Origin of the sequence: Paracoccus thiocyanatus (genome assembly GCF_900156255.1) — a bacterium.
Lineage (GTDB): Bacteria > Pseudomonadota > Alphaproteobacteria > Rhodobacterales > Rhodobacteraceae > Paracoccus > Paracoccus thiocyanatus.
This window is the reverse complement of record NZ_FTMK01000003.1, coordinates 222,927-247,641: the sequence shown is the minus strand read 5'-3', so window position 1 is coordinate 247,641 and position 24,715 is coordinate 222,927. Positions and strand designations below refer to the sequence as shown.

Below are 24,715 nucleotides of genomic sequence, written 5' to 3'. Positions count from 1 at the left end.
CATTTTCAGCCCCTGCGGATGGCTTTGCAAATTGACAAGCCCGCCAGGATATCGCCCGATAAGTTACTGCCGCTAACGGTCCGGGCGCCCGACGACGCCGGCCTGTCCCGCGGCATCCGTTTCACAACAAGGGTTTCGCCATGAGTTGCGCCTGCGGACAGAACCATAACCACGCCCCGCCGCCCATCCTGGACGGAGAGGAGGTCGCCCTGGACCGGCCGCTGGTTTCGCTGACCGGCCGGCTGATCTGCAAGGATGCGGCGCAGATGATGCTGGCCATGGACCTGCTGACCGACCATGTCGCGCTAAGCCGGGCCGAGCCGGGCAACCTGCGCTTCGACCTGTGGCAGGCCGAGGATCCGCTGGTCTGGGAGTTGAACGAACTTTATGCCGACGACGCGGCGTTCGAGGCGCATCGCCTGCGGCTCAAGGACAGCCGCTGGGGTCGCGAAAGCCACGGTATCGAACGCGATCTGTCTCGCAGCGACGCCATGCCGCGCCTGCGCGCCGAACGGGCACAGGATCATGCTGCGGTCGCGGACCTGCTTTCCCGCGCCTTCGGCGGTCCGGCCGAGGCGGAATTGCTGGATGCGCTGCGCTCTGCGGGCGAATTGGCGCTGTCGCTGGTGGCCGAGGTCGGCGGCACGGTGATCGGCCATGTCGCCCTGTCGCCGCTTGAAGCGCGGGGCCCGGCGCTGGCGCTGGCACCGCTGGCGGTGCATCCGGCCATGCAATCGCGCGGCCTGGGCGCGGCGCTGCTGCGCGCGGCCCTGGCGGCGTTCCAGGACCACACCATCGTGGTCCTGGGCGATCCCGCCTATTACGGCCGCTTCGGCTTTGTCCCCGCGGATCTGGAATCGCCCTATGCCGGGCCGTATCTGCTGACATTGGGGCCAAGGCTGCCCGCCGGCAGCCGCATCGCCCATGCCCCGGCCTTTGCCGCGCTTTAGCGGCTAGGCCACGGCGTCTCCGGGCGCCGCATCCTCTTGCGGCAACCGCAGGCGGACGCGCTTGACCCGGCGCGGATCGGCATCGACGATTTCGAACTCGGCGCCGCTTTCATGGGGGATCACCTCTCCGCGCACCGGCACCCGGCCGGTCAGCATGAAGATCAGCCCGCCCAGGGTGTCGATCTCTTCCTCTTCCTCGTCGGTGGCCAGGCGCAGCCCGGTCTGGGCCTCGACATCCTCCAGCGCGGCGCGGGCCTGGATCAGCCATTGGCCGGGCTTTTCCAGGATGACCAGCCCGCCCTCGATCTCGTCATGTTCGTCCTCGATCTCGCCGATGACCTGCTCGATCAGGTCCTCGATGGTGACGAGCCCGTCCACACCGCCATATTCGTCGATCACCAGCGCCATGTGGATGCGCTTTTGCTGCATCTGCTGCAAAAGCACGCCGATCGGCATCGAGGGCGGCACGTAAAGCAGCGGCCGCAGCATCGGGCGCAGCGCGAACTTGACCGGGGCCTTGGCGCCGAAGCCGTATTTCAGCGCCAGGTCCTTCAGGTGGATCAGCCCCAGCGGGCTGTCCAGCGTGCCGCGAAACACCGGGATGCGGGAAAAGCCGTGCTCGCTGAACATCCCGACCAGTTCGGACAGCGTGGCCGTCACCGGCGCGGCGATGATTTCGGCCTTGGGCACGGCCACGTCATCGACGCGCATCCGCCGCAGATTGACCATGCCCCGCCCGTCCGGCGCCGGGGCGGCTGCCCCCCTGTTGCGGGCTTCGGCATCCTCGGCCTCGGCCTCGCCGCCGCCGAACGCCCCCAGGATGCGCCCCAGAAAGCCGCGTGACTGCGGCAGGTCACGCCCGTCCCCGCCTGTGCCATCCGCCCATGAGGCAGGTTCGGCGGAAACGGGCGTGTCGGGACTTCGGTCGTTGTTCATGTCTCGTGTTCCAGATAAGGATCGGGGAGGCCCAGCTTGCCCAGGATCGAGCGTTCGGCATCCTCCATGGTTTCTGCATCCTCGTCGTCGATATGGTCGTATCCTGCAAGATGCAGCATGGCATGGACCAGAAGATGCGTGGCATGGTCGGCAAAGGGCTTGTCCTGCGCCTGGGCCTCGCGCAGGCAGGTGTCGTAGGAAATGGCGATGTCGCCCAGTTCCTCGACCTCGGGCGGCGGCGGCTGGGCGCCGGGGGGGCGCGGCTCGAACTCGGTGGCCGGCCAGCTTAGCACATTGGTCGGCCGGGGCTTGTCCCGGAACTGGGCGTTCAGCCCGGCGATGCGGTCGTCGTCGCAGCCCAGGACCACGATCTGAAACGCGCCCAGGTCCAGCCATTCGCCCACCGCGCGGGCGGCACGTTCGGCCATGGCGGGCAGGCAGGCGTCCTCCCAGCGGTCGTCCTCCAGCACGATATCGACGATTTCCAGCGGCTGGGGGTCCATGTCCACGCTGTCAGGCATCGCCCCGCCCCTCGCTTGCCAGGCGCGGCTCGCGCCGGGGGATGCGCTGGCCGCGCTCGTCGTAAACCTCGCCGCGGGCCAGCGCCGCCTCGGCCTCGGCGTCATAAGCTTCGATGATGCGGGCGACCAGCGAATGGCGCACCACGTCCTTGGCGGTGAAATAGCTGAAGCTGATGCCCCGGATGTCCTTGAGGATCTTTTCCGCCTCGACGAGGCCCGAATGCACGCCGCGCGGCAGGTCGATCTGGGTGCGGTCGCCGGTGACGACCATGCGCGAACCCTCGCCCAGCCGGGTCAGGAACATCTTCATCTGCATGGTGGTGGCGTTCTGCGCCTCGTCCAGCACCACGAAGCTGTTCGACAGCGTCCGCCCGCGCATAAAGGCCAGGGGCGCAATCTCGATGCGCTTTTCCTCCATCAGCTTCTGCACCTGCTTGGCGGGCAGAAAGTCGTTCAGCGCGTCATAAAGCGGCTGCATGTAGGGATCGACCTTTTCCTTCATGTCGCCGGGCAGGAAGCCCAGCCGCTCGCCCGCCTCGACGGCGGGGCGCGACAGGATGATGCGGTCGACATGGCCGCCGATCAGCATGGTCACGCCCACCGCCACCGCCAGATAGGTCTTGCCGGTGCCGGCCGGGCCGATGCCGAAGGCCATTTCATTGGCGAACAGCGCGCGGACATAGTCCTTTTGCGCATCGGTGCGCGGCTCGACGGTCTTCTTGCGGGTGCGCAGCTCGATCGGGCCGGTCTGGAACATTTCCAGCTGCTCGGCCGGGCTTGGACCTTCGGTCACGGTCTCGGCGCCCATGCGCAGCGCCGCCTCGACCTCGGCCATCTCGACCGGGCGGCCCTGTTCCAGCCGGGCGTAAAGCGCGCGCAGCACCTGCGCCGCCTCGGCCTGCGCCTCGGGGGGGCCGACGACGGCCAGCAGGTTGCCGCGTCGCAGGACATGCACCTTCAGCGCCTCCTCGATGCGGGCAAGATGGCGGTCATGCGGGCCGCATAGATCGACCAGCAGCCGGTTGTCATGAAATTCCAGCAGGGTTTCGCCGGAGGTGGCGGTCGCGGGATGCGTAGGGGTCAGACCCAAATTCGTCTCCGAGGTGGGGTTCTCAGGAACCCATGGTTGCAACTGCGCGGGATTCGCACAAGGGGGGCCGCGCCGGGGTTTTGGATTTGCGCCGGATCGGGCGTGAAATCGGCCATTACGCGCCCGGCCCCCGCGCCATCGGCCGCGCCCGGCCGGCGATGAAATCGGCCAGGTAATCGTCTTGGGCCGCGTCCATTTCGGCCACCCCGCCCTGCCAGCGCACCCGCCCCCGGTCCAGCAGCGCCACCCGGTCGGCGACGCTGCGCACCGAGGACATGTCATGGGTGATGGTGATGCCGGTGGCCCCGGTCTCGTCCACGATGCCGCGGATCAGCGCGTTGATCGCAGCCGCCCGGATCGGGTCCAGCCCCGTGGTCGGTTCGTCGAAAAAGATCACCTTGGGGTCGGCGGCGATGGCGCGGGCCAGCCCGGCGCGCTTGCGCATGCCCCCCGAAAGTTCCGCCGGGTAAAGCTCCGCCACCTCGGGGCCCAGGCCGACGCGGGCCAGCTTTTCGATGGCGACGGCGCGGGCCTGCGCCTTGGGCATGGTCCGCAACAGGCGAAAGGCGACATTGCGCCAGACCGGCAGGCTGTCGAACAGCGCTGCGTTCTGGAACAGCATGCCGAAACGATCCATGAAGGCGGCACGGTTTTCGGCAAGCGGCCGGCCCTGCCACAGGATGCTGCCCGCATCGGGCGTCTCCAGCCCCAGGATACAGCGCAAAAGCACCGATTTGCCGGTGCCCGAACCGCCGATGACCACCAGGCTTTCGCCCTGGGCCAGGTCCAGGTCCACGCCGTCCAGCACCTGCTTGGCGCCATAGGCTTTGCAGATCCCGCGCACCGCCAGCATCAGAAGAACAGCCCCGTCAGCGCGAAATTCGCCGCCAGGATGCCGACCGATGCGGCGACGACGGCATTGGTCGTGGCCCGACCGACGCCGGCCGCGCCCCCGGCGGCCGTCATGCCGAACCAGCAGCCCGACAGCGCCACGATCAGCCCGAAGACCGCGCCCTTCAAAAGGCCCGAGACCACGTCCCAGCTTTCCAGATAGGCCCAGGAATTGGACAGGTAGACGGCCGAGTTGAACCCCAGCGCATTCACCCCGATCAGCCAGCCGCCCATGATGCCGATCACGTCGCCGACGCCGACCAGCACCGGCACGCAAAGCAGTGCCGCCCACAGCCGGGGCGAGACCAGCCAGCCCATGGGATCGGTCGAAAGCGTCACCAGCGCGTCGATCTGATCGGTGACGCGCATGGTGCCCAGTTCGGCGGCGATGGCGCTGGCGACACGGGCCGCGACCATCAGCCCGCCCAGCACCGGGCCGAGTTCACGCGCCATGCCGATGGCGACGATGGCCGGCACCACGTCGCCGGCCTGGAACCGCTGCCCCCCGGAATGGATCTGCAAGGCCAGCGCCGCGCCGGTGAACAGCGCCGTCAGCCCGACCACCGGCAGCGAAAGCCAGCCGATCTGCATGACCTGCCGCGCCAGTTCCGCCGGATGCTGCCAGACCCGGCCCAGGCCGCGGGCGGCAAAGATCGCCACCCGCCCGGTCGTCCGGGTCAAGCCGATCGCCGCCCTGCCGGTCAGCCGGACCGGGTTCACAGCCAGCGACGTTCGTAGCGCCGGCCCAGCGAGGTCAGGATCTCATAGCCGATGGTGCCCGACAGCGCCGCCAGGTCGTCGACGCCTTGGTGCGCGTTCAGGATCTCCAGCGCCGGCGGGACATCCGGCAGGTCGGTCACGTCGACGGTGATCAGGTCCATCGAGATGCGGCCGATCACCGGGCAGGCGCGCCCCTCGGCCCAAAGCGCCAGCTTGCCGTCCCGCGCCAAGGCCCGCGCCAGCCCGTCGGCATAGCCCGCCGCCACCGTCGCCACCCGCGACGGCCGCGCGGCCGTCCAGGCATAGCCGTAGCCCACGGATTCGCCGGGGCGCACCTCGCGCGTCTGGATCACCGGCAAGGCCAGCGTGACAACCGGCCGCGCATCGGCAAAGGGCTGCCCGCCGTAAAGCCCGATCCCCGGCCGCACCAGGTCGAAATGATAGTCCGCCCCCAGCAGGATGCCCCCGGTCGCCGCCAGCGAACGCGGCGCGGCCACCCCTTGGGTCATGGCGCGGAATGCGGCGAGTTGCTGGGCATTGGCCGCATGCTCCGGCTCATCGGCGCAGGCCAGATGCGACATGACCAGCGCCGGGCCGGCGGCCAGCGCCTCGGTGCGGATGGCGGCCCATTCGCCGGGCTCGATGCCCAGCCGGTTCATGCCGCTGTCAAGCTGGATGCCGAACGGCCCGCGCGGCCGCAGCGTCCGGTCGCGAAAGAACTGCTCGGGACTGTTCAGCAGCGGGATCAGCCCGGCCAGGTCCGCGCCCTCCATATGGCCCGACAGCACGAAGATGCGCGCATCCTCGGGCAGAAGCGGCCGGATCGCCCGCCCCTCGGCGGCCAGCGCCACGAAGAAATCCCGCGCCCCCGCCGCGTAAAGCGCCGGGGCCACGCGGTCCGCGCCCAGGCCATAGGCATCGGCCTTGACGACGGCCGCCGCCCGCGCGCCCGCAGCCTTGGCCGCAAGCGCTTTCCAATTGGCCACGATGGCCGGAATGTCGATGACGAGTCCCATATGCGCGGCATGGCTCTTGCCCCGGTCCGCGTCAAGGGTTTTAGCATATTTGCTATTTGCACCGCGTTCGGCTTGCATATTTTGCAAATATTCGCCTTTCCGCTTCCCGGCCCGGCCCCAAGCCGATAGTTTGCCCGAAACCCAAAGGGAGACGGCTCATGAAGGACATCCTCGGCGAACTGGAATCGCGCCGCCGCGATGCGCGGCTGGGCGGCGGACAGCGGCGCATCGACGCCCAGCATGCCCGCGGCAAGCTGACCGCGCGCGAGCGGCTGGAGCTGTTGCTGGACGAAGGCTCGTTCGAGGAATTCGACATGTTCGTCCGCCACCGCTCGACCGATTTCGGCATGGAGGCGGACCGCCCCTATGGCGACGGCGTCGTCACCGGCTGGGGCACGATCAACGGCCGCATGGTCTATGTGTTTTCGCAGGACTTCACCGTCTTCGGCGGCTCGCTGTCGGAAACCCATGCGCAAAAGATCTGCAAGATCATGGACATGGCGGTGCAGAACGGCGCCCCGGTGATCGGGCTGAACGATTCGGGCGGCGCGCGCATCCAGGAAGGCGTCGCCAGCCTTGCCGGTTACGCGGACGTGTTCCAGCGCAATATCATGGCCTCGGGCGTGGTGCCGCAGATTTCCGTCATCATGGGCCCCTGCGCGGGCGGCGCGGTCTATTCGCCGGCGATGACCGACTTTATCTTCATGGTCAAGGACACCTCTTACATGTTCGTGACCGGCCCGGACGTGGTCAAGACGGTGACGAACGAGGTGGTGACGGCCGAACAGCTAGGCGGCGCCTCGACCCATACCAAGAAAAGCTCGGTCGCCGACGGCGCCTTTGAAAACGACGTCGAGGCCATGTCGGAAATCCGCCGGCTGGTCGATTTCCTGCCGCTGAACAACCGCGAAAAGGCGCCGACCCGGCCGTTCTTCGACGATCCGGCGCGGGTCGAATCCAGTCTCGACACGCTGATCCCCGACAACCCGAACCAGCCCTATGACATGAAGGAACTGATCCTGAAGGTCGCGGACGAGGGCGATTTCTACGAGATCCAAAAGGATTTCGCCGGCAATATCATCACCGGCTTCATCCGCATCGAGGGGCAAAGCGTCGGCGTCGTCGCCAACCAGCCGATGGTGCTGGCCGGCTGCCTGGACATCGATTCCAGCCGCAAGGCGGCGCGCTTCGTCCGCTTCTGCGACGCCTTTGAAATCCCGATCCTGACCTTTGTCGACGTCCCCGGCTTCCTGCCCGGCACCGGCCAGGAATATGGCGGCGTCATCAAGCACGGCGCGAAACTGCTGTTTGCCTATGGCGAGGCGACGGTGCCCAAGGTGACGGTGATCACGCGCAAGGCCTATGGCGGCGCCTATGACGTCATGGCCTCGAAGCACCTGCGCGGCGATTTCAACTATGCCTGGCCCACGGCGGAAATCGCGGTGATGGGCGCCAAGGGCGCGGTCGAGATCCTGTATCGCAGCGAACTGGGCGACACGGGGAAAATCGCCGCGCGGACCAAGGATTACGAAGACCGCTTTGCCAACCCCTTCGTCGCCGCCGAAAAGGGCTTCATCGACGAGGTGATCCAGCCGCATTCGACCCGCCGCCGCGTCGCCCGCGCCTTTGCCAGCCTGCGCGGCAAGAAGCTGACGAACCCCTGGAAAAAGCACGACAACATCCCGCTGTAACGACAGCGTCCGGGAAAGGAACCATGGCAAGACTTGCGGCAATCATCCAGGCGCCGGCGGTTCCGGCCGGGGCGGCGCGTCCGGCGCGCGCGCCCCAGGCCCATGCCGGCTGCGCCCGGCCCTGGGGCCGCAAGATGACGGCCCGCCATGGCCGCCCCGCCGGCCGGCCGCCGCAGGCCGGCGCCGCGGCCAGGGACGCCGGGGCGCGGGCTGATGCATGGTTGCCACAGCGCGGCACACCCGCGCGACTGCGGCTTCGGCCCGCCTGTCGGGGCTGCGCGACGCTGGCTATCATGTCGCCGCGGTCGCAAGTGGCGGCCGAATCTCAACCGAGCAGTCGGGACCCGAGCGTCCCGCATTACAGGAGCAAGACGTCATGTCGAAAAAATTTGCCCTCGCCCTCGTCCTGGTCGGCCTGGCCGCGGCCTGCGCCCCCAAAGAGCCGGAAGTCGCCCCGGTTCCGGTCCAGCCCGAGCCGGTCTTCCAAGGCAAATACTGAGCCATTGGCCGCGCGCGGGCTGCCTGGCGGCCCGCGCCATCCGCGTTCCGCCCCGCCCCCGCGCGACAACGCGATCCGAAAAGGGGGCAAGACATGCTGAAGCATCGCGGCTTTCCCGGCCGCCTTCCTGGCACCGATTTCCAGTTCATCATCCGCCGCGCCAACAAGAAGGGCGCAACGCCGCTGACCCGGCGCGAGCGGTTTCGCGACCGCAAGCCGGCCGACCGCCGCGCCGATGCCGGTTTCCTGGCGGCACTGATCGCGCATTTCGGCGAAGAACCGTTCCAGCGCGGCAATCTTGATGCCGGCCGGCTGTCCTGGCTGATCGGCCGCGAAGTGGTCGCGGTCGGCAAGCTGGACCCCACCGATTACGGCCAGTTGCTGCGCGTCGACATGAAGCGCGCCGAAGCCGGCTTTCCCGAACTGTTCGCCGCCGATGCCCCGGAATTTGACTGGGACGATGCCGGCTGGGACGACGAGGACCCGGAAGACGGGGACGACAGCTGATGGCCGGCCGGGGGATGGGCGGATTGCCGCGTAGCCTTGTCTTTTCACATCGTTGTCAGTTCCTTCCGGAAAGGGCGCGTGCAATATTGCTTGCACCTTTACCACCAACGGCCCGCAAGCGGGTCCATAATACAGGCAAAACGCTATGCAAAAATCCGTCATTCTCCGTCTTTCCGGCGCGGTCCTGCTGGTTGCCGGCCTTGCCGCCTGCGAACAGGGCTATGGCGGCGGCGCAACCCTTTCGCCCGACGCGCAGCGCGCGGCCGGCGGGGCGCTGGCCGGTGCGGCCGTTGCAAAGATCATCGACGGTGACGTGGGAACCGGCGCGCTTATCGGTGCGGCGGGCGGCGCGCTGTGCGACGACGCCGGCGTTTGCCAGCGCCGCTACTGATTTCAACAGGGCAGGCGGCGCTGCACCGACGGCTAGCGCTGCCGCCCGCATCCCGGAGCAAACGAGATGTCCAAGAAACTCGTCCTTGCGCTTGGCCTTGGCCTTTTCGGCCTGGCCGGCTGCACCCAAGGCATCAATCCGACCGACATGGATCGCGGCATCATCGGCGCCGGCGTCGGGGCGACCGCTGCCCATGTCGGGGGCCATGATGTCGCCAAGGGCGCGGCGATCGGCGCCGTCGCCGGCGCGCTTTGCGACGACGTACGCCTGTGCCAATGACGCCTTCGCCACACTGACGGCGCGCCCTCGCGCGCCGGTCCAGCCTTTTTCCAGCCGTCCCGGCACCCTGCCGGGGCGGCTTTTTCACGTTCGGGATCTGCCCCAAGGGAAAGAAACATGTTCAAGAAAATCCTGATCGCCAACCGGGGCGAGATCGCCTGCCGGGTCATCAAGACCGCCAAGAAGATGGGCATCCAGACCGTCGCCGTCTATTCCGACGCCGACCGCAACGCGCTGCATGTCAAGATGGCGGACGAGGCGGTCCATATCGGCCCGCCCCCGGCCAACCAGTCCTATATCGTGATCGACAAGATCATGGAGGCGATCCGCCAGACCGGGGCCGAAGCGGTGCATCCCGGCTATGGCTTTCTGTCCGAGAACATGAAATTCGCCGAGGCGCTGGAGAAGGAGGGCGTGGCCTTCATCGGCCCGCCCTCGCCCGCCATCGAGGCGATGGGCGACAAGATCACCTCGAAGAAGCTGGCGCAAGAGGCCGGGGTCAGCACGGTGCCGGGCTATATGGGCCTGATCGCCGATGCAGACGAGGCGGTCAGGATTTCGGGCCAGATCGGCTATCCGGTGATGATCAAGGCCAGCGCCGGTGGCGGCGGCAAGGGCATGCGCATCGCCTGGAACGACCAGGAAGCGCGCGAGGGTTTTGAAAGCTCGAAGAACGAGGCGGCGAACAGCTTTGGCGACGACCGCATCTTCATCGAGAAGTTCGTGACGCAGCCCCGGCATATCGAAATCCAGGTGCTGGCGGACAAGCACGGCAATTGCGTCTATCTGCATGAGCGCGAATGCTCGATCCAGCGCCGCAACCAGAAGGTGATCGAGGAAGCCCCCTCGCCCTTCCTGGACGAGGCGACGCGCAAGGCCATGGGCGAACAGGCCTGCGCGCTGGCCCAGGCGGTCGGCTATACCTCGGCCGGGACGGTGGAATTCATCGTCGATGCCGACAAGAACTTCTATTTCCTGGAAATGAACACCCGCTTGCAGGTCGAGCATCCGGTGACGGAACTGATCACCGGCATCGACCTGGTCGAGCAGATGATCCGCGTCGCGGCGGGCAAGGCCCTGCCCTTTGCCCAGGCGGACCTGAAAATCAACGGCTGGGCCATCGAAAGCCGGCTTTACGCCGAAGATCCCTATCGTAACTTCCTGCCCTCGATCGGGCGGCTGACCCGCTACCGCCCGCCGGCCGAAACCGCCGCCGGCCCGATGCAGGCCGCCGATACCTGGGTGCCCGCCCATCCCGGCGACCACCCGCCCGCGGCCGCGGCCGGGGTGCGCAACGATACCGGCGTCTATGAGGGCGGCGAGATCAGCATGTATTACGACCCGATGATCGCCAAGCTTTGCACCTGGGCGCCCAGCCGGGCCGAGGCCATCGAGCAGATGCGCCTGGCGCTGGACGAGTTCGAGGTCGAGGGCATCGGCCACAACCTGCCCTTCCTGTCGGCGGTGATGGACCATCCGAAATTCGTCTCGGGCGACATTTCCACCGCCTTCATCGCCGAGGAATATCCCGAGGGCTTTCTGGGCGCGACCCTGCCCGATGCCGAGATCGCCCGCGTCGCAGCCTCGGCCGCGGCCATGCACCGGGTCGCGGAAATCCGACGCACCCGCATTTCGGGGCGGCTGGACAACCACGAACGCCATGTGGGCGAGCATTGGGTGGTCTTTGTCGCGGGACAGGAAATCCCGGTGCGGATCACCGCCGACAAGCAGGGCTCGACGGTCCAGATCGACGGCCGGACGCTGCGCGTCGAAAGCGACTGGTTGCCGGGGCAATCGCTGGCGCGGCTGTCGGTGGACGGCGCGCCGCTGGTGATGAAGGTGGACCGCCTGCCCTCGGGCTTTCGGCTGCGGGTGCGCGGCGCGGACCTGAAAACCTATGTCCGCCGGCCGCGCGCTGCGGAACTGGCGCGGCTGATGCCCGAAAAGCTGCCGCCCGACACCTCGAAGTTCCTGCTGTGCCCGATGCCGGGGCTGGTCGTCAGGATCAATGTCGAGGCCGGGGACGAGGTGCAAGAGGGCCAGGCCCTGGCCACGGTCGAGGCGATGAAGATGGAAAACATCCTGCGCGCCGAGAAAAGGGCCGTGGTGAAATCCGTCAACGCCCAGCCGGGCGAAAGCCTCAAGGTCGACGACGTGATCATCGAGTTCGAGTGACGGGAAACCGCCGGGCGCTGTGCGGCGCCCGGCCCAGGGATCGGGAACCATGCCGCTTCTGGACGACTATCTCAGCCCCCAGGGACAGCAGGCGTTCATCGCCGGGCTGTTCATCGCCGCGGGCTGGTGGGTCGTCGCGTTCCAGAACCGCCGCCGCGACGCCAAGCTGCGCGCCGAGCGGGTCGAGGACGTGCAGCGCGCCCTGCTGGCCGAGGTGCGCGCCCATGTCGTCGCGCTGGAGCGCGAGGTGCAGGGCGGGCGCTTTGACACGCTGCTGTCGCAGATCGAGGAAGGCGATGCCGGCCTGGTCATCGTCCATAGCGGCAACGACCGCATCTTTCGCGCCGTGCTGCCGGACATCCACCTGCTGCCGGGCGGGGTGATCGACCCGGTGGTCATCTATTACCGGCTGATCGCGGTCATGGATTCCATGGCCGAATCCATCCGCCGCATGGCCCGCAACCGTCCCGAAAGCACCGCCGACATGATGCTGGATTATATCCTGCTGAACCAGGAAGCGCGCGAGGCGGGGCTGGACGTCCTGGAGGTGCTGACCGCCAGCCTGCGCGGCGGCGAGGCCGAGATCCAGGCCATGCTGCGCAAGCAGCGCGAAGATGCGGGCCGGCTGATCGCCGCCACCTTGCCCGGCGAATTGGCCGGGCTGCGTGATCGCCTTAATAAGCGATCTTCGGACCGGAGCGGCCTCTGATGGGTTTCAGGCCGATGACACTGGTGATTTCATTCGCGCTGCGGGTGCGGCGCAGCCGCTCGACCACCTGTTCGGTGGCCGGGTCCGGCTTGCGCGGCCGGGGCGGAGCGGCCTTGTCGGTCACGCGCGTCAGGGACGATTTCGCCATGGCACAGCTCCTTTGCAGCAGGCAGCACCTCTGCCCTGGCCCCAAGATAAGGCGTCAAGCCCCTTGTCGCAATGAAGGAGTTGCGATTCTCGCAACATCCTATGGCAGCCCGGCGCGGCCGATTTCCTGCAAGCGCAGCGGAAACTTGTCGATGGCGCGGGTGATCTCGCGCACCGACCAGGGCACGGGCTTCCTTTGCTTGACCTGGCCGTCCTTGTCCATCAGCACCAGCGAGAACCCCTCGGGCCGCAATTGCCGGCGCCAGATGCTGGCTGCCGCCGGGTCGGTATCGGTGATCACCACGACGTCGCGCAGGATCAGCGGCGCCGGGTCGCGCCGCAGGGCCGCCAATTGCTCGACAAAGGCGGGATCGGCGGCGGTATTGGCAAAGATCACCACCGGCCGGGCCTGCCACAGGAACTCGGCCGGCTCGGCCTCGGCCGCGGACAGGACCGTCAGCTCGACCGCGGACCTGTCGGGGCGCGCCGGCGCGTCGCTTTCGCTGCGCGCGGCGGGCACTTCGCCGCGCACATATGGGCGATGGCCGTCCGCCTCGCCCTCGGGCTTGGGTCCCATCGCCGCCACCAGCGGCACCATTGCCAGAAAAATCAACCGTTTCAGTTTCATCGTCCCCTCATCTTCTCATTCATATAAGAGCCGAGGGGCCATGGGAAAGGATACAAGATGACCGAAAGCACGAAAGCCACCCTGGATGAATGGCACCGGCTCGCCAGCAAGGAGCTGAAAGGCGCCGATCCGGGCAGCCTGACCTGGCACACGCTGGAAGGGATCGAGGTCAAGCCGCTTTACACCGAGGCGGACGTGAAGGGCCTGGATCACCTGGGCAGCCTGCCGGGGATCGAGCCATTCACCCGCGGCCCGCGCGCCACCATGTATGCCGGCCGGCCCTGGACCATCCGGCAATATGCAGGCTTTTCCACCGCCGAGGAATCGAATGCCTTTTATCGCAAGGCGCTGGCGGCGGGGCAGCAGGGCGTCTCGGTCGCCTTCGACCTGGCGACGCATCGCGGCTATGACAGCGACCATCCGCGGGTCGAGGGCGACGTGGGCAAGGCCGGCGTCGCCATCGACAGCGTCGAGGACATGAAGATCCTGTTCGACGGCATCCCGCTGGATAAAGTTTCCGTGTCCATGACCATGAACGGCGCGGTGATCCCGGTCCTGGCCAATTTCATCGTCACCGGCGAGGAACAGGGCCATTCCCGCGCCGTGCTGTCGGGCACGATCCAGAACGACATCCTGAAAGAGTTCATGGTCCGCAACACCTATATCTATCCGCCCGAGCCCTCGATGCGGATCATCGCGGACATCATCGAATACACCAGCAATGAGATGCCCAAGTTCAACTCGATCTCGATCTCGGGCTATCACATGCAAGAGGCGGGGGCGAACCTGGTCCAGGAGCTGGCCTATACCCTGGCCGACGGGCGCGAATATGTCCGCGCCGCGCTGAAGGCAGGGATGGACGTGGACCAGTTCGCCGGGCGGCTGTCGTTCTTTTTCGCCATCGGCATGAATTTCTTCATGGAGGCGGCCAAGCTGCGGGCCGCGCGCCTGCTGTGGACGCGGATCATGAAGGAGTTCGAGCCGAAGAAGCCGGGCAGCCTGATGCTGCGCACGCATTGCCAGACCTCGGGCGTCAGCTTGCAGGAACAGGACCCCTATAACAACGTGGTCCGCACGGCTTACGAGGCGATGGCGGCGGCGCTTGGCGGCACCCAGTCGCTGCACACCAACGCGCTGGACGAGGCCATCGCGCTGCCGACCGAATTCAGCGCCCGCATCGCCCGCAACACCCAGCTGATCCTGCAAGAGGAAACCGGCATCACCCATGTCGTCGATCCGCTGGCCGGCAGCTATTACGTCGAGAGCCTGACCGCGGAACTGGCCGAAAAGGCCTGGGCGCTGATCGAGGAGGTCGAGGCGATGGGCGGCATGACCAAGGCCGTCGCCTCGGGGATGCCCAAGCTGCGCATCGAGGAAAGCGCGGCGCGGCGCCAGGCCATGATCGACCGCGGCGAGGAGGTGATCGTCGGCGTGAACAAGTATCGCCTGGCGAAAGAGGATCCGATCGACATCCTGGACATCGACAACGTCAAGGTGCGCGAAGCGCAGATCGCGCGGCTGCACAAGATGCGCGAGACGCGGGACGAGGCGCAATGCCAGGCGGCGCTGGCCGAATTGTCGCGCCGGGCGAAGGAAGGCGGCAACCTGCTGGAGGCCGCGGTCGAGGCCGCGCGGGCGCGCGCTTCTGTGGGAGAGATCAGCATGGCGATGGAAAAGGAATTCGGCCGCCACCGCGCCGAGGTCAAGACCCTGGCCGGCGTCTATGGGGCCGCCTATGAGGGCGACGACGGTTTCGCGCAGATCCAGCGCGACGTCGAGACCTTTGCCGAGGAGGAAGGCCGCCGGCCGCGCATGCTGGTGGTCAAGATGGGCCAGGACGGCCATGACCGCGGCGCCAAGGTGATCGCCACCGCATTCGCCGATATCGGCTTCGACGTCGATGTGGGGCCGCTGTTCCAGACCCCCGAAGAAGCCGCGCAGGACGCCATCGACAACGACGTGCATGTGGTGGGGATTTCCAGCCAGGCGGCCGGCCACAAGACCCTGGCCCCCAAGCTGATCGCGGCGCTGAAGGATCAGGGCGCGGGCGACATCATCGTGATCTGCGGCGGCGTGATCCCGCAGCAGGATTACGATTTCCTGAAAAGAGCCGGGGTGAAGGCGATCTTCGGGCCGGGGACCAACATCCCCTCGGCCGCGCGCGACATCCTGGACCTGATCCGCAGGGCGCGGCCGGCGTGACAAGCCTGCGGCCGGGGCGCCCGGCATCGCGGCCGCATGAGTATTTGGGAAACGGTGAAGCGCGCTGCCCTCGCCCCAGGGGCGGCGCCGGCAAGGAGGCCCCGCGATGATGCTGCGTCCTGCGACCGACAGGGATATTCCGGCGCTCCTGGCCTTCTGGAACCCGCTGATCCGCGAGACGTCGATCACCTTTTCCAGCGAGGAAAAGACCGCCGATGGGCTGGCGCGGATGATCGCCGGCCGCCGGGCCGCGGGCCGGGCGTTCTTGGTCGCCGAGGCGGCCGGCGCGGTGCTGGGGCTGGCGAGCTATGACCAGTTCCGGCCCGGCATTGGCTATGCGCATTGCATGGAGCATACCGTCATCCTGCCGCCCGCCGCGCGCAGGCGCGGGATCGGTGGGGCGCTGATGGCGGCGATCGAGGATCACGCCCGCGCCGGCGGCGCGCATGGCATGATTGCCGCGGTTTGCGCCGAAAACCTGGCGGGCATCGGTTTTCACCGCGCCATCGGCTATCGCCAGGTCGGGCTGGTGGCGCAGGCAGGGCGCAAGTTCGGCCGCTGGCTGGACCTGGTGCTGATGCATAGGTTCCTGTGAACCCCCGGCTTGCCTGCCGGCAGGCGCCGTGGAAAACTCGCGCCCGGCAGGCAGGGGCGGGATGGGCAAGAAGATGATGGGGGCATCATGGCAAGGATAGGCGCGCCGCCCGAGACGCATTACACCCTGCCCGCGGATTTCGCCGCCGCGCTGGGGCATTGCGTGGCAAGCTTTGGCTGGCTGGAAGAAATCATCAAGCGCACCATCTATGCCCTGGACCGCGCCCGGCTGGCCGACGACCTGTCCGAGGCCGAGTTGCAGATCTGGCTGACCCGCATGGGCGCAATCGCCGATGATTCCATGGGCACGCTGATCGACCAGCTGGATGCCGCCATGCGCCGCTATCCGGGGTTGCGCGACCGCAACAAGATCACCGACCGGCTGGGCGAGATCCGGCTGGAGCGCAACCTGCTGTGCCATGCCTCGTGGCGGCCGGCCGAGGACAGGGCGCGCTGGCATCCCGCCTTTGTCAACACCAGGGGCGAGGTGCAGCGCCAGCCGCTGGCGATCGACGATCTGGAGCGTATCCGCGAAAGCACGGTCGAGATCGGCACCCGCGTGCTGCGGGTGATGCGCGCCACCGGGGTCGCGGGCTATTGGGCCGGCGACGACCAGGCGTGACGCCATGCGCGTTGCAAGCCCCTGCGCCATCCGCTAACACCGCCTGGTCCATAGAGAAGAGTTTCGCATGTCCGCCCAGAATTCGGGGCAAACCGCCTCTCCGCTTCGTCTCGGCATCGCTGGTCTGGGGACGGTCGGCGCCGGCACCGTCAAGATCATCCAGAAACATGCCGCCCTGTTGGCCCTGCGCGCCGGACGGCCCGTCGCCATCACCGCCGTCAGCGCCCGCGACCGGATGAAGAACCGCGACCTGGACCTGTCCCGCTATGGCTGGGAAGAGGACGCCCGCGCCCTGGCGCTGCGCGAGGACGTGGATGTCCTGGTCGAACTGATCGGCGGAGAAGAGGGCATCGCCCGCGAGGCGGTGACGGCCGCGCTACGCGCCGGCAAGGACGTGGTGACGGCCAACAAGGCGCTGCTGGCCATCCACGGCCAGGAGCTTGCCGAACTGGCCGAGGCCAATGGCCGGGTCATCCGCTTCGAGGCCGCGGTGGCCGGCGGCATCCCGGTCATCAAGGCGCTGGCCGAATCGCTGGCGGGCAACGAGATCCGCCGCGTCATGGGGGTAATGAACGGCACCTGCAACTATATCCTGACCCGGATGGAAAGCGCCGGCCTGCCCTATGAGCAGGTCTTCGAAGAGGCGCGGCAACTGGGCTATCTGGAGGCCGACCCGACGCTGGACGTGGGCGGCATCGACGCCAGCCACAAGCTGGCGATCCTGGCCGCCATCGCCTTTGGCACCCGGCCCAGCTTTGGCGCGGTCGAAATCGAGGGGATCGAGCGGGTCAGCATCGACGACATCCGCCGCGCCGCCGACATGGGCTATCGCATCAAACTTCTGGGCGTGGCGCAGATGACCGGGCGCGGGCTGGAACAGCGCATGTCCCCCTGTCTCGTCCCCGCCGACAGCCCCCTGGGGCAATTGCAGGGCGGCACCAACATGGTGGTGATCGAGGGCGATGCCGTGGGCCAGATCGTCCTGCGCGGGGCCGGGGCGGGCGAAGGCCCGACCGCCAGCGCCGTCATGTCGGACGTGGTCGAAATCGCGCGCGGCGTCAGGATGCCCAGTTTCGGCCAGCCGGCAGCGATGCTGGCCAGCCCGCAGCCGGCGCGGACCGCGGTGCCGGCGGCCTATTACATCCGCCTGCAACTGACCGACAAGCCGGGGGCGCTGGCCAAGGTCGCCTCGATCCTGGGCGATGCCGGCATCTCGATCGACCGGATGCGCCAATACGGCCACCAGCAGACCGAAGGCGTGGCCCCGGTGCTGATCGTCACCCACAAGACCACGCCCGAGGCCATCGACCACGCCATCGAGGCCCTGCCCCGCACCGGCGTCATCGCCGGCGAGCCGGTCGAGCTGCGCATCGAAGAGGTCTGAACCGCCGCGCGCCGGGTATTTTCACAACGAAGAAACCCGGCCCGCCCGCGGTCAGGCGCTGCCCAGGTGGCGCAACCCATGCGTCACGTCGGCGCGCACCGCCAGGCGCAACCCCGGCTCGTCCCCGGCGCGCAGCGAGGCCAGGATCATGCGATGATGGCGCGGCGCCTCGTTGCGCTTCATCCGGCCATAGACCACGCGCATGGTGGGGCCGAGTTGCAGCCACACCGTCTCGACGATGGCCAGCATCGCCGGGGCCTGCGCGCGCAGGTAAAGCAGGCGGTGAAACTCCAGGTTGGTGCGGATATAGCCGATGGCGTCGTGGCTGTCGGCCGCGTCGCCGATGGCGGCGTTGATGACGGCCATGCGTTCGATCAGCGCCTGGTGGGCGCGCGGCAGGGCGCGGGCGGCCAGTTCCGGCTCGATCAGCCCGCGCAGCGCCGCCAGTTCCTCGATCCGCTCGACCGACAATTCCGGCGTGGCGATCCGCCCCGATGACGACAGCGACAGCGCCCCTTCGGCAACCAGCCGGCGCACCGCCTCGCGCGCGGGGGTCATCGAGACGCGATGCTCGGCCGCGATGCCGCGCAGGGTCAGCGCCAGGCCGGGCGGCAGTTCGCCCAGCATGATGCGCTGGCGCAGGTTGCGGTAAAGCCGCTCATGGGCCGAAGTTTCCGAGGATCGCGTCGCTGTCATGCCGGCTGTGTGATCACAAATTCAGCCGCCGTCAAGCCGCCGCGTTCAGGGCCGGAACCGCCAGGACAAAAGTTCGTGGCCATGCTGGCGCAGCCAGTCGCGCGGGCGCGCATAATCCGGCACCAGCCGCCCGGTCGCGGCCCAGAAGGCCGGCGAATGATCCATGTGCAGAAGATGCGCGACCTCGTGCGCGGCGACATAGTCCAGCACCTGGGGCGGGGCCATGGCCAGGCGCCAGGAAAACATCAGCCGTCCATCATGGCTGCAACTGCCCCAGCGCGAACGGGTGTCGCGCAGCGCAAGCGCGCGAAAGCTGCGCCCCGCCACAGCCGCGTGGCGGTCGCAGGCCGCGACCAGCCGCGCCTGGGCCAGGTGCTTCAGCCAGACCTCGACCACCAGCCCGGCGGGACGGCCCTGCGGCACCAGCAGCGCCTCGTCGGTCAGTTCGACGCGCCGGCCGTCATGGGGCGCGATGCGGCGCGCCCGCCCCTCGACCGGCAGCAGGGCGCCGTGGTCGACGCGTTGCAACGGCGCCATCTCGGCGCGGGTGCGCCGCAGCCATTCGACCCGCGACTCGGCAAAGATGCGGCCTGCCGACATGCTGGTGCGGCTGGGCAGGGTCAGCACCACCTCGCCGCCCACGCGGGTCACGCGCAGGATCATCCGCCGCGCCCGGCCCGAGCGTCGCAGCGTCACCGGAATATCGCCGCCGACCAGAATCCTGTCCATTCCATCCCGCATCTTGCCAAGGGCCATTCGCCTGTCCATGTTTCCCCCGCACCGCTGGCGGCCTGCAAGGGGGAAAAGGCTTTGACAGCCTGTCCCGGCTGTGGCAGGGGACAGCGGATTTAGCTGAATTCGGCAGAAAGAGAACACCATGCCCAAAGAGGAATGGGGCACGAAACGCCTTTGCCCCCATTGCGCGACGCGCTTCTATGACCTGATGAACGACCCGATGACCTGTCCCGCCTGCGGCGCAGAGTTCACCGTGGAAAGCCTGACCAGCGGCCGCTCGCGTTCGCTGATTTCCGAAAAGGCGGCGGCGCGCGAAGAGAGGCGCACCAACCTGGTCGAGGACGAGGATCTGGACGATGACGCCGATACCGGCGATCTGGACGACGATCTTCTGGACGATGACGATGACGATGGCGACATGTCGCTGGACGACATCGCCGACGTGCCCGAAAACGACGAAGAATAAGCGCCGGAACATCCCTGGCGGCCCCGGAGCGCGTGGCGCGCCGGGGCCTTTTTTTATGGCAGGGACGATGCGGACCATCGGCAGACCGCCCGGCAGCGCGTCCGACGTGGAACCGTCCGGGATCGAGGGCTAGGCCGCGTAGGCATCCTCGAAAAACGCCAACTCCAGCGTGACGGCGCGGCGGAAGAAATCGCGCGCCTGGTCCGCCGCCCGGGGTCCGACCCGGTCCAACTCATCCCGCAGGAAACCGACGAAATCGCGAAAGAACGGATTGTCATGCAGGGTGATCCATTCGGCATGGACAAAGTTCTTCGGCAGGGGCTTGGGCGCGCGCATGGCCCAGTCGAGATAAAGTCCCTCGGCCACGTTCAGCACCGCAAGGGCGGCGGGATAGCTGCGTGTCGCCGCCGCCTCGCGCATCAATGCCTGAATACCCGGCCATGGGCGCGCTGTCGGGAATGGCGACGCGCTCCGCCTCGCTTATCTCAAGCGCAGCAAAGGCGCGCAGGAAATAATCGTTCTCCTCGCCCGAGATCATGCCGGCGAAGCGACCGAAGCGCAGCCGCGATTCGAAGCGGTCGGCCGAGGCGATGGCCGCGCCCAGAAGCGTCAGGAAAGCGTCGAGGAAGCGATGGTCCTGCACCAGATAGCGCGCCATCGCCGCATCCGCGATGCTGCCGTCGCACAATTCGCCCACAAAGCGGTGGCCGACGGCGGCGGATCATTGCGCCGCGCATTCCCGGCGCAGGGTTTCGAAGAAGCTTTCGGTCATCATGCCCTCATGGCTGGGGCAAGGCCGTCGCTGCGGGCGGCCTTGCGGGTAAGGCCGGGAAAAGGCAGGTAGATCATTCCCATTCCTCCGCCGGCATGATCCGGGTCAGGTTCGAAGAGTCACCGCGCCGCCCGTCGCCAGGTCGCATAGGGCCAGCGGTTTCTCAGCCCCTTGCCGGGGCTCCCCTTGGTGGCGCCAGGCTAGCGCGGTGAAGGACGGCTGTCACCTCTCATGGGACGCGGCGGACCGCGTTGCGCCCACAGAATCGTGAGCCGCGAAATGCGCGGCCGGCCGGGCCCCAGACGGCATTCCGGCTTGCAGCCCGTGGCCAGATGCTATCTCGTTGCGGCAGGGCGGGCGCACCCGCCCGCAGTCAGGATCGGGACCATGACGACGGGCGAAATGCCAAAAACCACGACCGTGCCAGAACCGAACGATCCCGCCGCCCTGCGGCAAACCCCGAACCAGGTCGGGCTGCGCCTGCACCGGCCGCCTTTGGTGACGAATATCTCGGCGGCGCGCTGGCTGCTGCTGGCCATCGTGGCGGCCTCGATCTATTTCTTCCATGGCTTCCTGGTGCCGGTGCTGGCGGCGATGGTGATCGCGCTGGCAAGCTGGCCGCTGCGCGAGCGCGCGGCCCACCGGCTGAACCTGGGCCGCACCGGGGCCGCCACCGTCCTGGTGCTGGTGCTGGTCTGCTTTCTGCTGATCCCCATCGCCATGGCGCTGATCTATGCCTTTCGCGAATTGCGCGACTGGATCAACTGGGCGATCCTGGTCAACAGTTCGGGCGCGCCGCCGCCGGGCTGGATGGTCGATCTGCCGCAGATCGGCGACTGGCTGGACGAAAGCTGGCAGACCTATATCGGCCGGCCCGGCGGCATCAGCGAGATCGTGCAACTTGTCAGCGGCTCGAACATCGGGGCGATCTATCGCGGTGCGGTGACGGCGGGGACGCTGGCCTTTCACCTGGCGCTGACGCTGCTGTTCATGCTGATCACGCTGTTCGTGCTATACCGCGACGGCGACAAGATCGTGGCGCAGATCGACCAGGTCGGGCGCCGCATCCTGCCCGACCGCTGGAGCCGGCTGTCGCGGGTGGTGCCGGCGACGATCAGTTCGACCGTGACCGGGATGACGCTGATCGCCATCGGCGAAGGGGTGATCCTGGGCGTGGCCTATTGGCTGGCCGGCGTGCCGTCGCCCGTGACCTTTGGGGTCATCACCGGCTTCATGGCGCTGATCCCCGGCGGCGCGCCGCTGTCCTTTACCCTGGTTTCGGCCTATCTGGTGGCCAGCGGCACGCCCCTGGCCGGGGCGGCGCTGTTCCTGTGGGGCACTTGCGAGCTGTTCGTGGTCGACAAGACCATCCGGCCCGTGCTGGTCGGCGGGCCGGTCAAGCTGCCCTTCCTGCCGACGTTTTTCGGCCTGGTCGGCGGGGTCAAGACCATGGGCATCGTCGGCCTGTTCGTCGGGCCGGTGCTGATGGCGCTGCTGGTCTCGATCTGGCGCGAATGGCAGCGCGAGATCGCCGAAGAGGCCCCGCGTCGGCCAGAGCCGCCGGCCCGCGGCTGACCCAAATCCCGACGGCGACGAAAAAAGGGCGGAGCGCCGCAGCGTTCCGCCCTTTGGCTTTCCTGCCGTCAGGTCCGGCTTAGTCCGCCGGGGCGGGTTCGGACTCGGGCTCGGCGGCTGGGGCGGGCTCGGCGGCCGGGGCGGGCGGCACGATCGGCTCTTGCTGCGGCGGGCTGGCCAGCGATTCCGGCAGCGGCGTCAGCGTCACGCCGGCGCCTGCACCCAGCGGCTGGCCTTCGCGATTGGTTTCGGTCGGTGCCGGCGTTTCGCCCGGTTGCAGCGCGCCTTCGGTGGTGGTTTCTTCCGCGGGCTCGTCTTCTGCCGGCGAGGCCGCGGCGGCCGGGGTCGGCACCGGGTTTGCCTTGTCCGAACCGTCATTGCGCAAATAGTCGAAGAACTCGCCCTGCGGCTGGATCACCAGCGAACTGTTCTCGCCCTTCAGCGCCCGCTCGTAAGAGGTCATCGAGCGGGTAAAGGCAAAGAACTCGGGGTCGCGGCCAAAGGCGCCGGCATAGATGGCGTTGCGGCGGGCGTCGGCCTCGCCGCGCACCACTTCGGCGCGCTTCCGGGCCTCCGAGGTCAGTTCGACCACGGTGCGGTCGGCCGCGGCGCGCACGCGCTGCGCCGCCTCGCCGCCGCGCGCGATCTCGTCCGCGGCCTCGCGTTCGCGCTCGGCCCGCATCCGGGCATAGGTCGCGGTCAGGTTCTGCTCGGGCAGGTCGGTGCGGGTCAGGCGCACGTCGATGACGCGCACGCCCAGGTCCTGCGCATCCTCGCGCGCAAGATCGCGAATGCGGTTCATCAACTGGGTGCGGTCATCCGACAGCACCGTGGTCGAGGGCACCGAGCCCAGCACCTGCCGGATCGCATTGGTCACGATCGGCTCTAGCCGGCGCTGCGCGAATTCGACGCCGCCCGAACCCACGGCGCGGCGGAACTGCACCACATCGGTGATCTGCCAGCGCGCAAAGGCATCGACCACCAGGCGGCGGTCGTCCAGCGGCGTGACCTCCATCGGCTGGGTCGGCAGGCCCAGGATGCGGGCATCGTATTTCACCACATTGTCCAGGAAGGGCACCTTGATGCCCAGGCCGGGCTGCTCGCGCACCTCGACCACCTCGCCGAAGCGCAGGACCAGGCCCTTTTCGCGCACATCGACGATATAAAGCGAGGCGACGACCAGAAACGCCACCACAACCAGGAAAGGCAGCGCCAGAAGCGAGATTGCACGGTTCATCACTGGTTCCCCCCGCTGGTATTGCCGGAATTGGTGGTCGCGGAACTGGCGCTGCCGGAACCGCCGCCCGAAGCCGCGGACCCGCTGCGTAGCTGATCCAGCGGCAGATAGGGCACGACACCCTGCCCGGCCTCGCCGTCCAGGATGACCTTGTTCACGCCACCCAGAACCTTTTCCATGGTTTCCAGATACATGCGACGCCGCGTGACCTCGGGCGCCTTGACATATTCTTCATAGACCGAATTGAAGCGCGCGGCCTCGCCCTCGGCATTGTTCACGGCCTCGGCGCGATAGGCTTCGGCGCGTTCGATCATGGCGGCGGCCTCGCCTCGGGCGCTGGCCAGCACGCGGTTGGCATAGGCGTCGGCCTCTTTCTCCAGCCGGTCGCGTTCCTGCTGGGCGGCCTGCACCTCGCGGAAGCTGTCGATCACTTCGCGCGGGGGGTCGGCGCGGTCCAGGTTGACGCGCAGCACGTTGATCCCGGCTTCATAGTCGTTCAGCGTGTTCTGCGCCGCCAGCTTCAGGTCGTCGGCAATGGCGCCGCGGTCGCGGTTCAGGATCGGCGCCAGTTCCGAACGCGCCACGATGTCGCGCATGGCGGATTCCGAAACGGCGCGGATCGTGTCATCGGGGTCGGCCAGGTTGAACAGGAATTTCTCGGGGTCCGAGATGTTCCAGACCACCTGATAGGCCATGTCCACGATATTCTGGTCGCGCGTCAGCATCAGACCCGAATCCATCGGCCCCGCCCGGCCGGTGCCGATTTCCGTGGTCCGCTCGCCCGAGACCTGCACCACTTCGGCGGTGATAAAGGGCCAGGGCGCGAAGTTCAGGCCCGGCTCGCCGGTGCCAACGGGCTTGCCGAACAGCAGTTCGACCGCGCGTTCCTCGGGCTTGACGGTGTAGAAGCTGGAAAAGGCCCAAAGCGCCAGCACCGCCAGCGCCGCGACGCCCCAGGTGCCGCGGCTCATCTGGAATTGCGGGCCCTGCGGCCGGCGCGGCCCGGTGCCGCGGCCACCGCCGCCGCCGCCCTTGCCGCCCATCAGCACGCGCAGCCGGTCCTGGCCCTTGCGCACCAGTTCCTCGATCTCGGGGATCTGGTCGCCGCGGCGCGGACCTTGCGGGCGATCATCCTTGCCGCCGCCGGGGCTGCCCCAGGGCGGCTGGCCGCCGCCTTGCGGAGGCTGTTTGCCGCCCTTGCCATCGTCTCCGCCGCCCCAGGGGCCTTGTCCTGCCATGCCTCTCGTGCCTCGCTTGATGTCTGTCTGGTTGAAACTGGTGT

Annotated in this window: 27 protein-coding genes, 1 pseudogene and 1 riboswitch; of the genes and pseudogenes, 14 read left to right on the top strand and 14 right to left on the bottom strand. The window is 67.8% G+C overall.

Translation table 11 applies throughout. The annotated features are described in order from the left end of the window. Positions 1-140 precede the first annotated feature (140 nt). The gene (locus F3H32_RS04075) at positions 141-950 is read left to right on the top strand and encodes a GNAT family N-acetyltransferase (protein ID WP_149764619.1); all 810 of its coding nucleotides are present in this window, start codon (positions 141-143) and stop codon (positions 948-950) included. 3 nt (positions 951-953) lie between these two features. On the opposite strand, the gene F3H32_RS04070 is transcribed toward F3H32_RS04075, so the two are convergent. From F3H32_RS04070 to alr, 6 genes are all read right to left on the bottom strand, one after another. Next, entirely contained in the window at positions 954-1,886 is a 933-nt protein-coding gene (locus tag F3H32_RS04070; protein WP_149764617.1) for a CBS domain-containing protein, read from the bottom strand. After that, entirely contained in the window at positions 1,883-2,407 is a 525-nt protein-coding gene (gene ybeY / locus F3H32_RS04065; protein WP_223191336.1) for an rRNA maturation RNase YbeY, read from the bottom strand. The genes F3H32_RS04070 and ybeY overlap by 4 nt, the downstream gene beginning before the upstream one ends. Continuing rightward, a complete protein-coding gene (locus tag F3H32_RS04060) occupies positions 2,400-3,497 on the bottom strand; it encodes a PhoH family protein (RefSeq protein ID WP_149764615.1) in 1,098 nt (365 codons plus the stop codon). The genes ybeY and F3H32_RS04060 overlap by 8 nt, the downstream gene beginning before the upstream one ends. Positions 3,498-3,612: 115 nt before the next feature. Next, a complete protein-coding gene (locus tag F3H32_RS04055) occupies positions 3,613-4,350 on the bottom strand; it encodes an ABC transporter ATP-binding protein (protein WP_149764613.1) in 738 nt (245 codons plus the stop codon). Continuing rightward, positions 4,350-5,108, bottom strand: coding sequence for an MlaE family ABC transporter permease (locus F3H32_RS04050; protein ID WP_149764611.1), 759 nt, complete (start codon positions 5,106-5,108; stop codon positions 4,350-4,352). The genes F3H32_RS04055 and F3H32_RS04050 overlap by 1 nt, the downstream gene beginning before the upstream one ends. Continuing rightward, positions 5,105-6,124, bottom strand: a complete 1,020-nt coding sequence (gene alr, locus F3H32_RS04045; protein ID WP_149764609.1) for an alanine racemase — start codon at positions 6,122-6,124, stop codon at positions 5,105-5,107. The genes F3H32_RS04050 and alr overlap by 4 nt, the downstream gene beginning before the upstream one ends. Positions 6,125-6,282: 158 nt before the next feature. Here alr and F3H32_RS04040 point away from each other — a divergent pair, with 158 nt between their 5' ends. From F3H32_RS04040 to F3H32_RS04015, 7 genes are all read left to right on the top strand, one after another. Further along, the gene (locus F3H32_RS04040) at positions 6,283-7,815 is read left to right on the top strand and encodes an acyl-CoA carboxylase subunit beta (protein WP_149764607.1); all 1,533 of its coding nucleotides are present in this window, start codon (positions 6,283-6,285) and stop codon (positions 7,813-7,815) included. 376 nt (positions 7,816-8,191) lie between these two features. After that, entirely contained in the window at positions 8,192-8,314 is a 123-nt protein-coding gene (locus F3H32_RS18050; protein ID WP_262494983.1) for a hypothetical protein, read from the top strand. A gap of 93 nt (positions 8,315-8,407) precedes the next feature. Further along, entirely contained in the window at positions 8,408-8,821 is a 414-nt protein-coding gene (locus F3H32_RS04035; protein WP_149764606.1) for a hypothetical protein, read from the top strand. 145 nt (positions 8,822-8,966) lie between these two features. Then, positions 8,967-9,212 carry a hypothetical protein gene (locus tag F3H32_RS04030; RefSeq protein WP_115756452.1) on the top strand — a complete coding sequence of 82 codons (246 nt, stop codon included), beginning with the start codon at positions 8,967-8,969 and terminating at the stop codon, positions 9,210-9,212. A gap of 66 nt (positions 9,213-9,278) precedes the next feature. Continuing rightward, positions 9,279-9,491, top strand: coding sequence for a hypothetical protein (locus F3H32_RS04025; protein ID WP_115756451.1), 213 nt, complete (start codon positions 9,279-9,281; stop codon positions 9,489-9,491). Between the two features lie 117 nt (positions 9,492-9,608). Then, on the top strand, positions 9,609-11,666 hold the full coding sequence (locus F3H32_RS04020; protein WP_149764604.1) for an acetyl-CoA carboxylase biotin carboxylase subunit: 2,058 nt from the start codon (positions 9,609-9,611) through the stop codon (positions 11,664-11,666). A 49-nt stretch (positions 11,667-11,715) separates the two neighbouring features. Further along, positions 11,716-12,375 carry a hypothetical protein gene (locus F3H32_RS04015; RefSeq protein ID WP_149764602.1) on the top strand — a complete coding sequence of 220 codons (660 nt, stop codon included), beginning with the start codon at positions 11,716-11,718 and terminating at the stop codon, positions 12,373-12,375. Here F3H32_RS04015 and F3H32_RS04010 read toward each other — a convergent pair. Together F3H32_RS04010 and F3H32_RS04005 are read right to left on the bottom strand one after the other, a co-directional pair. Continuing rightward, complete coding sequence (locus F3H32_RS04010; RefSeq protein ID WP_115756448.1) at positions 12,341-12,523, bottom strand: hypothetical protein; 183 nt, start codon at positions 12,521-12,523, stop codon at positions 12,341-12,343. The genes F3H32_RS04015 and F3H32_RS04010 overlap by 35 nt on opposite strands. Positions 12,524-12,622: 99 nt before the next feature. Then, a complete protein-coding gene (locus F3H32_RS04005) occupies positions 12,623-13,150 on the bottom strand; it encodes a DUF4174 domain-containing protein (protein ID WP_149764600.1) in 528 nt (175 codons plus the stop codon). A 57-nt stretch (positions 13,151-13,207) separates the two neighbouring features. On the opposite strand from F3H32_RS04005, the gene scpA reads away from it, so the two are divergent. The 4 genes from scpA to F3H32_RS03985 all read left to right on the top strand — a co-directional run bounded on the left by scpA (position 13,208) and on the right by F3H32_RS03985 (position 17,952). Further along, positions 13,208-15,352 (top strand): methylmalonyl-CoA mutase, encoded by a 2,145-nt coding sequence (scpA, locus tag F3H32_RS04000; RefSeq protein WP_149764598.1) that lies wholly within the window; start codon positions 13,208-13,210, stop codon positions 15,350-15,352. A 109-nt stretch (positions 15,353-15,461) separates the two neighbouring features. Next, complete coding sequence (locus F3H32_RS03995) at positions 15,462-15,947, top strand: GNAT family N-acetyltransferase (RefSeq protein WP_188128581.1); 486 nt, start codon at positions 15,462-15,464, stop codon at positions 15,945-15,947. 87 nt (positions 15,948-16,034) lie between these two features. Next, on the top strand, positions 16,035-16,568 hold the full coding sequence (locus tag F3H32_RS03990; protein ID WP_149764594.1) for a hypothetical protein: 534 nt from the start codon (positions 16,035-16,037) through the stop codon (positions 16,566-16,568). 67 nt (positions 16,569-16,635) lie between these two features. Then, a complete protein-coding gene (locus tag F3H32_RS03985) occupies positions 16,636-17,952 on the top strand; it encodes a homoserine dehydrogenase (RefSeq protein WP_149764592.1) in 1,317 nt (438 codons plus the stop codon). A gap of 51 nt (positions 17,953-18,003) precedes the next feature. Here the strand turns inward: F3H32_RS03985 and F3H32_RS03980 are convergent, their stop codons facing one another. Further along, positions 18,004-18,648, bottom strand: a complete 645-nt coding sequence (locus F3H32_RS03980) for a GntR family transcriptional regulator (protein ID WP_149764590.1) — start codon at positions 18,646-18,648, stop codon at positions 18,004-18,006. Between the two features lie 45 nt (positions 18,649-18,693). Next, positions 18,694-19,377 (bottom strand): M48 family metallopeptidase, encoded by a 684-nt coding sequence (locus tag F3H32_RS03975; protein WP_149764588.1) that lies wholly within the window; start codon positions 19,375-19,377, stop codon positions 18,694-18,696. Positions 19,378-19,525: 148 nt separating this feature from the next. Between F3H32_RS03975 and F3H32_RS03970 the strand changes: the two genes are divergently transcribed. Beyond that, positions 19,526-19,849, top strand: coding sequence for a TIGR02300 family protein (locus F3H32_RS03970; protein WP_115756443.1), 324 nt, complete (start codon positions 19,526-19,528; stop codon positions 19,847-19,849). Between the two features lie 129 nt (positions 19,850-19,978). Here the strand turns inward: F3H32_RS03970 and F3H32_RS17825 are convergent, their stop codons facing one another. Both F3H32_RS17825 and F3H32_RS18045 read right to left on the bottom strand, forming a co-directional pair. Beyond that, on the bottom strand, positions 19,979-20,269 hold the full coding sequence (locus F3H32_RS17825; RefSeq protein WP_223191337.1) for a hypothetical protein: 291 nt from the start codon (positions 20,267-20,269) through the stop codon (positions 19,979-19,981). Between the two features lie 100 nt (positions 20,270-20,369). Continuing rightward, positions 20,370-20,507: pseudogene (locus F3H32_RS18045) on the bottom strand (TenA family protein); the annotation flags it as partial. A 179-nt stretch (positions 20,508-20,686) separates the two neighbouring features. Beyond that, a riboswitch (TPP riboswitch) is annotated at positions 20,687-20,818 on the bottom strand. A gap of 190 nt (positions 20,819-21,008) precedes the next feature. On the opposite strand from F3H32_RS18045, the gene F3H32_RS03960 reads away from it, so the two are divergent. Then, positions 21,009-22,196, top strand: coding sequence for an AI-2E family transporter (locus F3H32_RS03960; protein ID WP_149764586.1), 1,188 nt, complete (start codon positions 21,009-21,011; stop codon positions 22,194-22,196). A gap of 79 nt (positions 22,197-22,275) precedes the next feature. On the opposite strand, the gene hflC is transcribed toward F3H32_RS03960, so the two are convergent. Both hflC and hflK read right to left on the bottom strand, forming a co-directional pair. Then, positions 22,276-23,433, bottom strand: coding sequence for a protease modulator HflC (gene hflC, locus F3H32_RS03955; RefSeq protein WP_149764584.1), 1,158 nt, complete (start codon positions 23,431-23,433; stop codon positions 22,276-22,278). After that, positions 23,433-24,671 (bottom strand): FtsH protease activity modulator HflK, encoded by a 1,239-nt coding sequence (gene hflK, locus F3H32_RS03950; protein WP_149764582.1) that lies wholly within the window; start codon positions 24,669-24,671, stop codon positions 23,433-23,435. Before hflK ends, hflC begins: the two co-directional genes overlap by 1 nt. Positions 24,672-24,715: the final 44 nt, after the last annotated feature.

Coding starts and splice junctions, on each gene's coding strand:
- F3H32_RS04040 (WP_149764607.1), top strand. CDS start 6,283: ATGAAGGACATCCTCGGCGAACTGGAATCGCGCCGCCGCGATGCGCGG.
- F3H32_RS04015 (WP_149764602.1), top strand. CDS start 11,716: ATGCCGCTTCTGGACGACTATCTCAGCCCCCAGGGACAGCAGGCGTTC.
- F3H32_RS03980 (WP_149764590.1), bottom strand. CDS start 18,648: ATGACAGCGACGCGATCCTCGGAAACTTCGGCCCATGAGCGGCTTTAC.
- F3H32_RS03960 (WP_149764586.1), top strand. CDS start 21,009: ATGACGACGGGCGAAATGCCAAAAACCACGACCGTGCCAGAACCGAAC.
- alr (WP_149764609.1), bottom strand. CDS start 6,124: ATGGGACTCGTCATCGACATTCCGGCCATCGTGGCCAATTGGAAAGCG.
- F3H32_RS03985 (WP_149764592.1), top strand. CDS start 16,636: ATGTCCGCCCAGAATTCGGGGCAAACCGCCTCTCCGCTTCGTCTCGGC.
- ybeY (WP_223191336.1), bottom strand. CDS start 2,407: ATGCCTGACAGCGTGGACATGGACCCCCAGCCGCTGGAAATCGTCGAT.
- F3H32_RS17825 (WP_223191337.1), bottom strand. CDS start 20,269: ATGCGCGAGGCGGCGGCGACACGCAGCTATCCCGCCGCCCTTGCGGTG.
- F3H32_RS18050 (WP_262494983.1), top strand. CDS start 8,192: ATGTCGAAAAAATTTGCCCTCGCCCTCGTCCTGGTCGGCCTGGCCGCG.
- hflK (WP_149764582.1), bottom strand. CDS start 24,671: ATGGCAGGACAAGGCCCCTGGGGCGGCGGAGACGATGGCAAGGGCGGC.
- F3H32_RS04035 (WP_149764606.1), top strand. CDS start 8,408: ATGCTGAAGCATCGCGGCTTTCCCGGCCGCCTTCCTGGCACCGATTTC.
- F3H32_RS04005 (WP_149764600.1), bottom strand. CDS start 13,150: ATGAAACTGAAACGGTTGATTTTTCTGGCAATGGTGCCGCTGGTGGCG.
- F3H32_RS04025 (WP_115756451.1), top strand. CDS start 9,279: ATGTCCAAGAAACTCGTCCTTGCGCTTGGCCTTGGCCTTTTCGGCCTG.
- F3H32_RS04075 (WP_149764619.1), top strand. CDS start 141: ATGAGTTGCGCCTGCGGACAGAACCATAACCACGCCCCGCCGCCCATC.
- F3H32_RS04030 (WP_115756452.1), top strand. CDS start 8,967: ATGCAAAAATCCGTCATTCTCCGTCTTTCCGGCGCGGTCCTGCTGGTT.
- F3H32_RS04020 (WP_149764604.1), top strand. CDS start 9,609: ATGTTCAAGAAAATCCTGATCGCCAACCGGGGCGAGATCGCCTGCCGG.
- hflC (WP_149764584.1), bottom strand. CDS start 23,433: ATGAACCGTGCAATCTCGCTTCTGGCGCTGCCTTTCCTGGTTGTGGTG.
- F3H32_RS03975 (WP_149764588.1), bottom strand. CDS start 19,377: ATGGACAGGATTCTGGTCGGCGGCGATATTCCGGTGACGCTGCGACGC.
- F3H32_RS04070 (WP_149764617.1), bottom strand. CDS start 1,886: ATGAACAACGACCGAAGTCCCGACACGCCCGTTTCCGCCGAACCTGCC.
- F3H32_RS04055 (WP_149764613.1), bottom strand. CDS start 4,350: ATGCTGGCGGTGCGCGGGATCTGCAAAGCCTATGGCGCCAAGCAGGTG.
- scpA (WP_149764598.1), top strand. CDS start 13,208: ATGACCGAAAGCACGAAAGCCACCCTGGATGAATGGCACCGGCTCGCC.
- F3H32_RS04010 (WP_115756448.1), bottom strand. CDS start 12,523: ATGGCGAAATCGTCCCTGACGCGCGTGACCGACAAGGCCGCTCCGCCC.
- F3H32_RS03995 (WP_188128581.1), top strand. CDS start 15,462: ATGCTGCGTCCTGCGACCGACAGGGATATTCCGGCGCTCCTGGCCTTC.
- F3H32_RS03990 (WP_149764594.1), top strand. CDS start 16,035: ATGGCAAGGATAGGCGCGCCGCCCGAGACGCATTACACCCTGCCCGCG.
- F3H32_RS03970 (WP_115756443.1), top strand. CDS start 19,526: ATGCCCAAAGAGGAATGGGGCACGAAACGCCTTTGCCCCCATTGCGCG.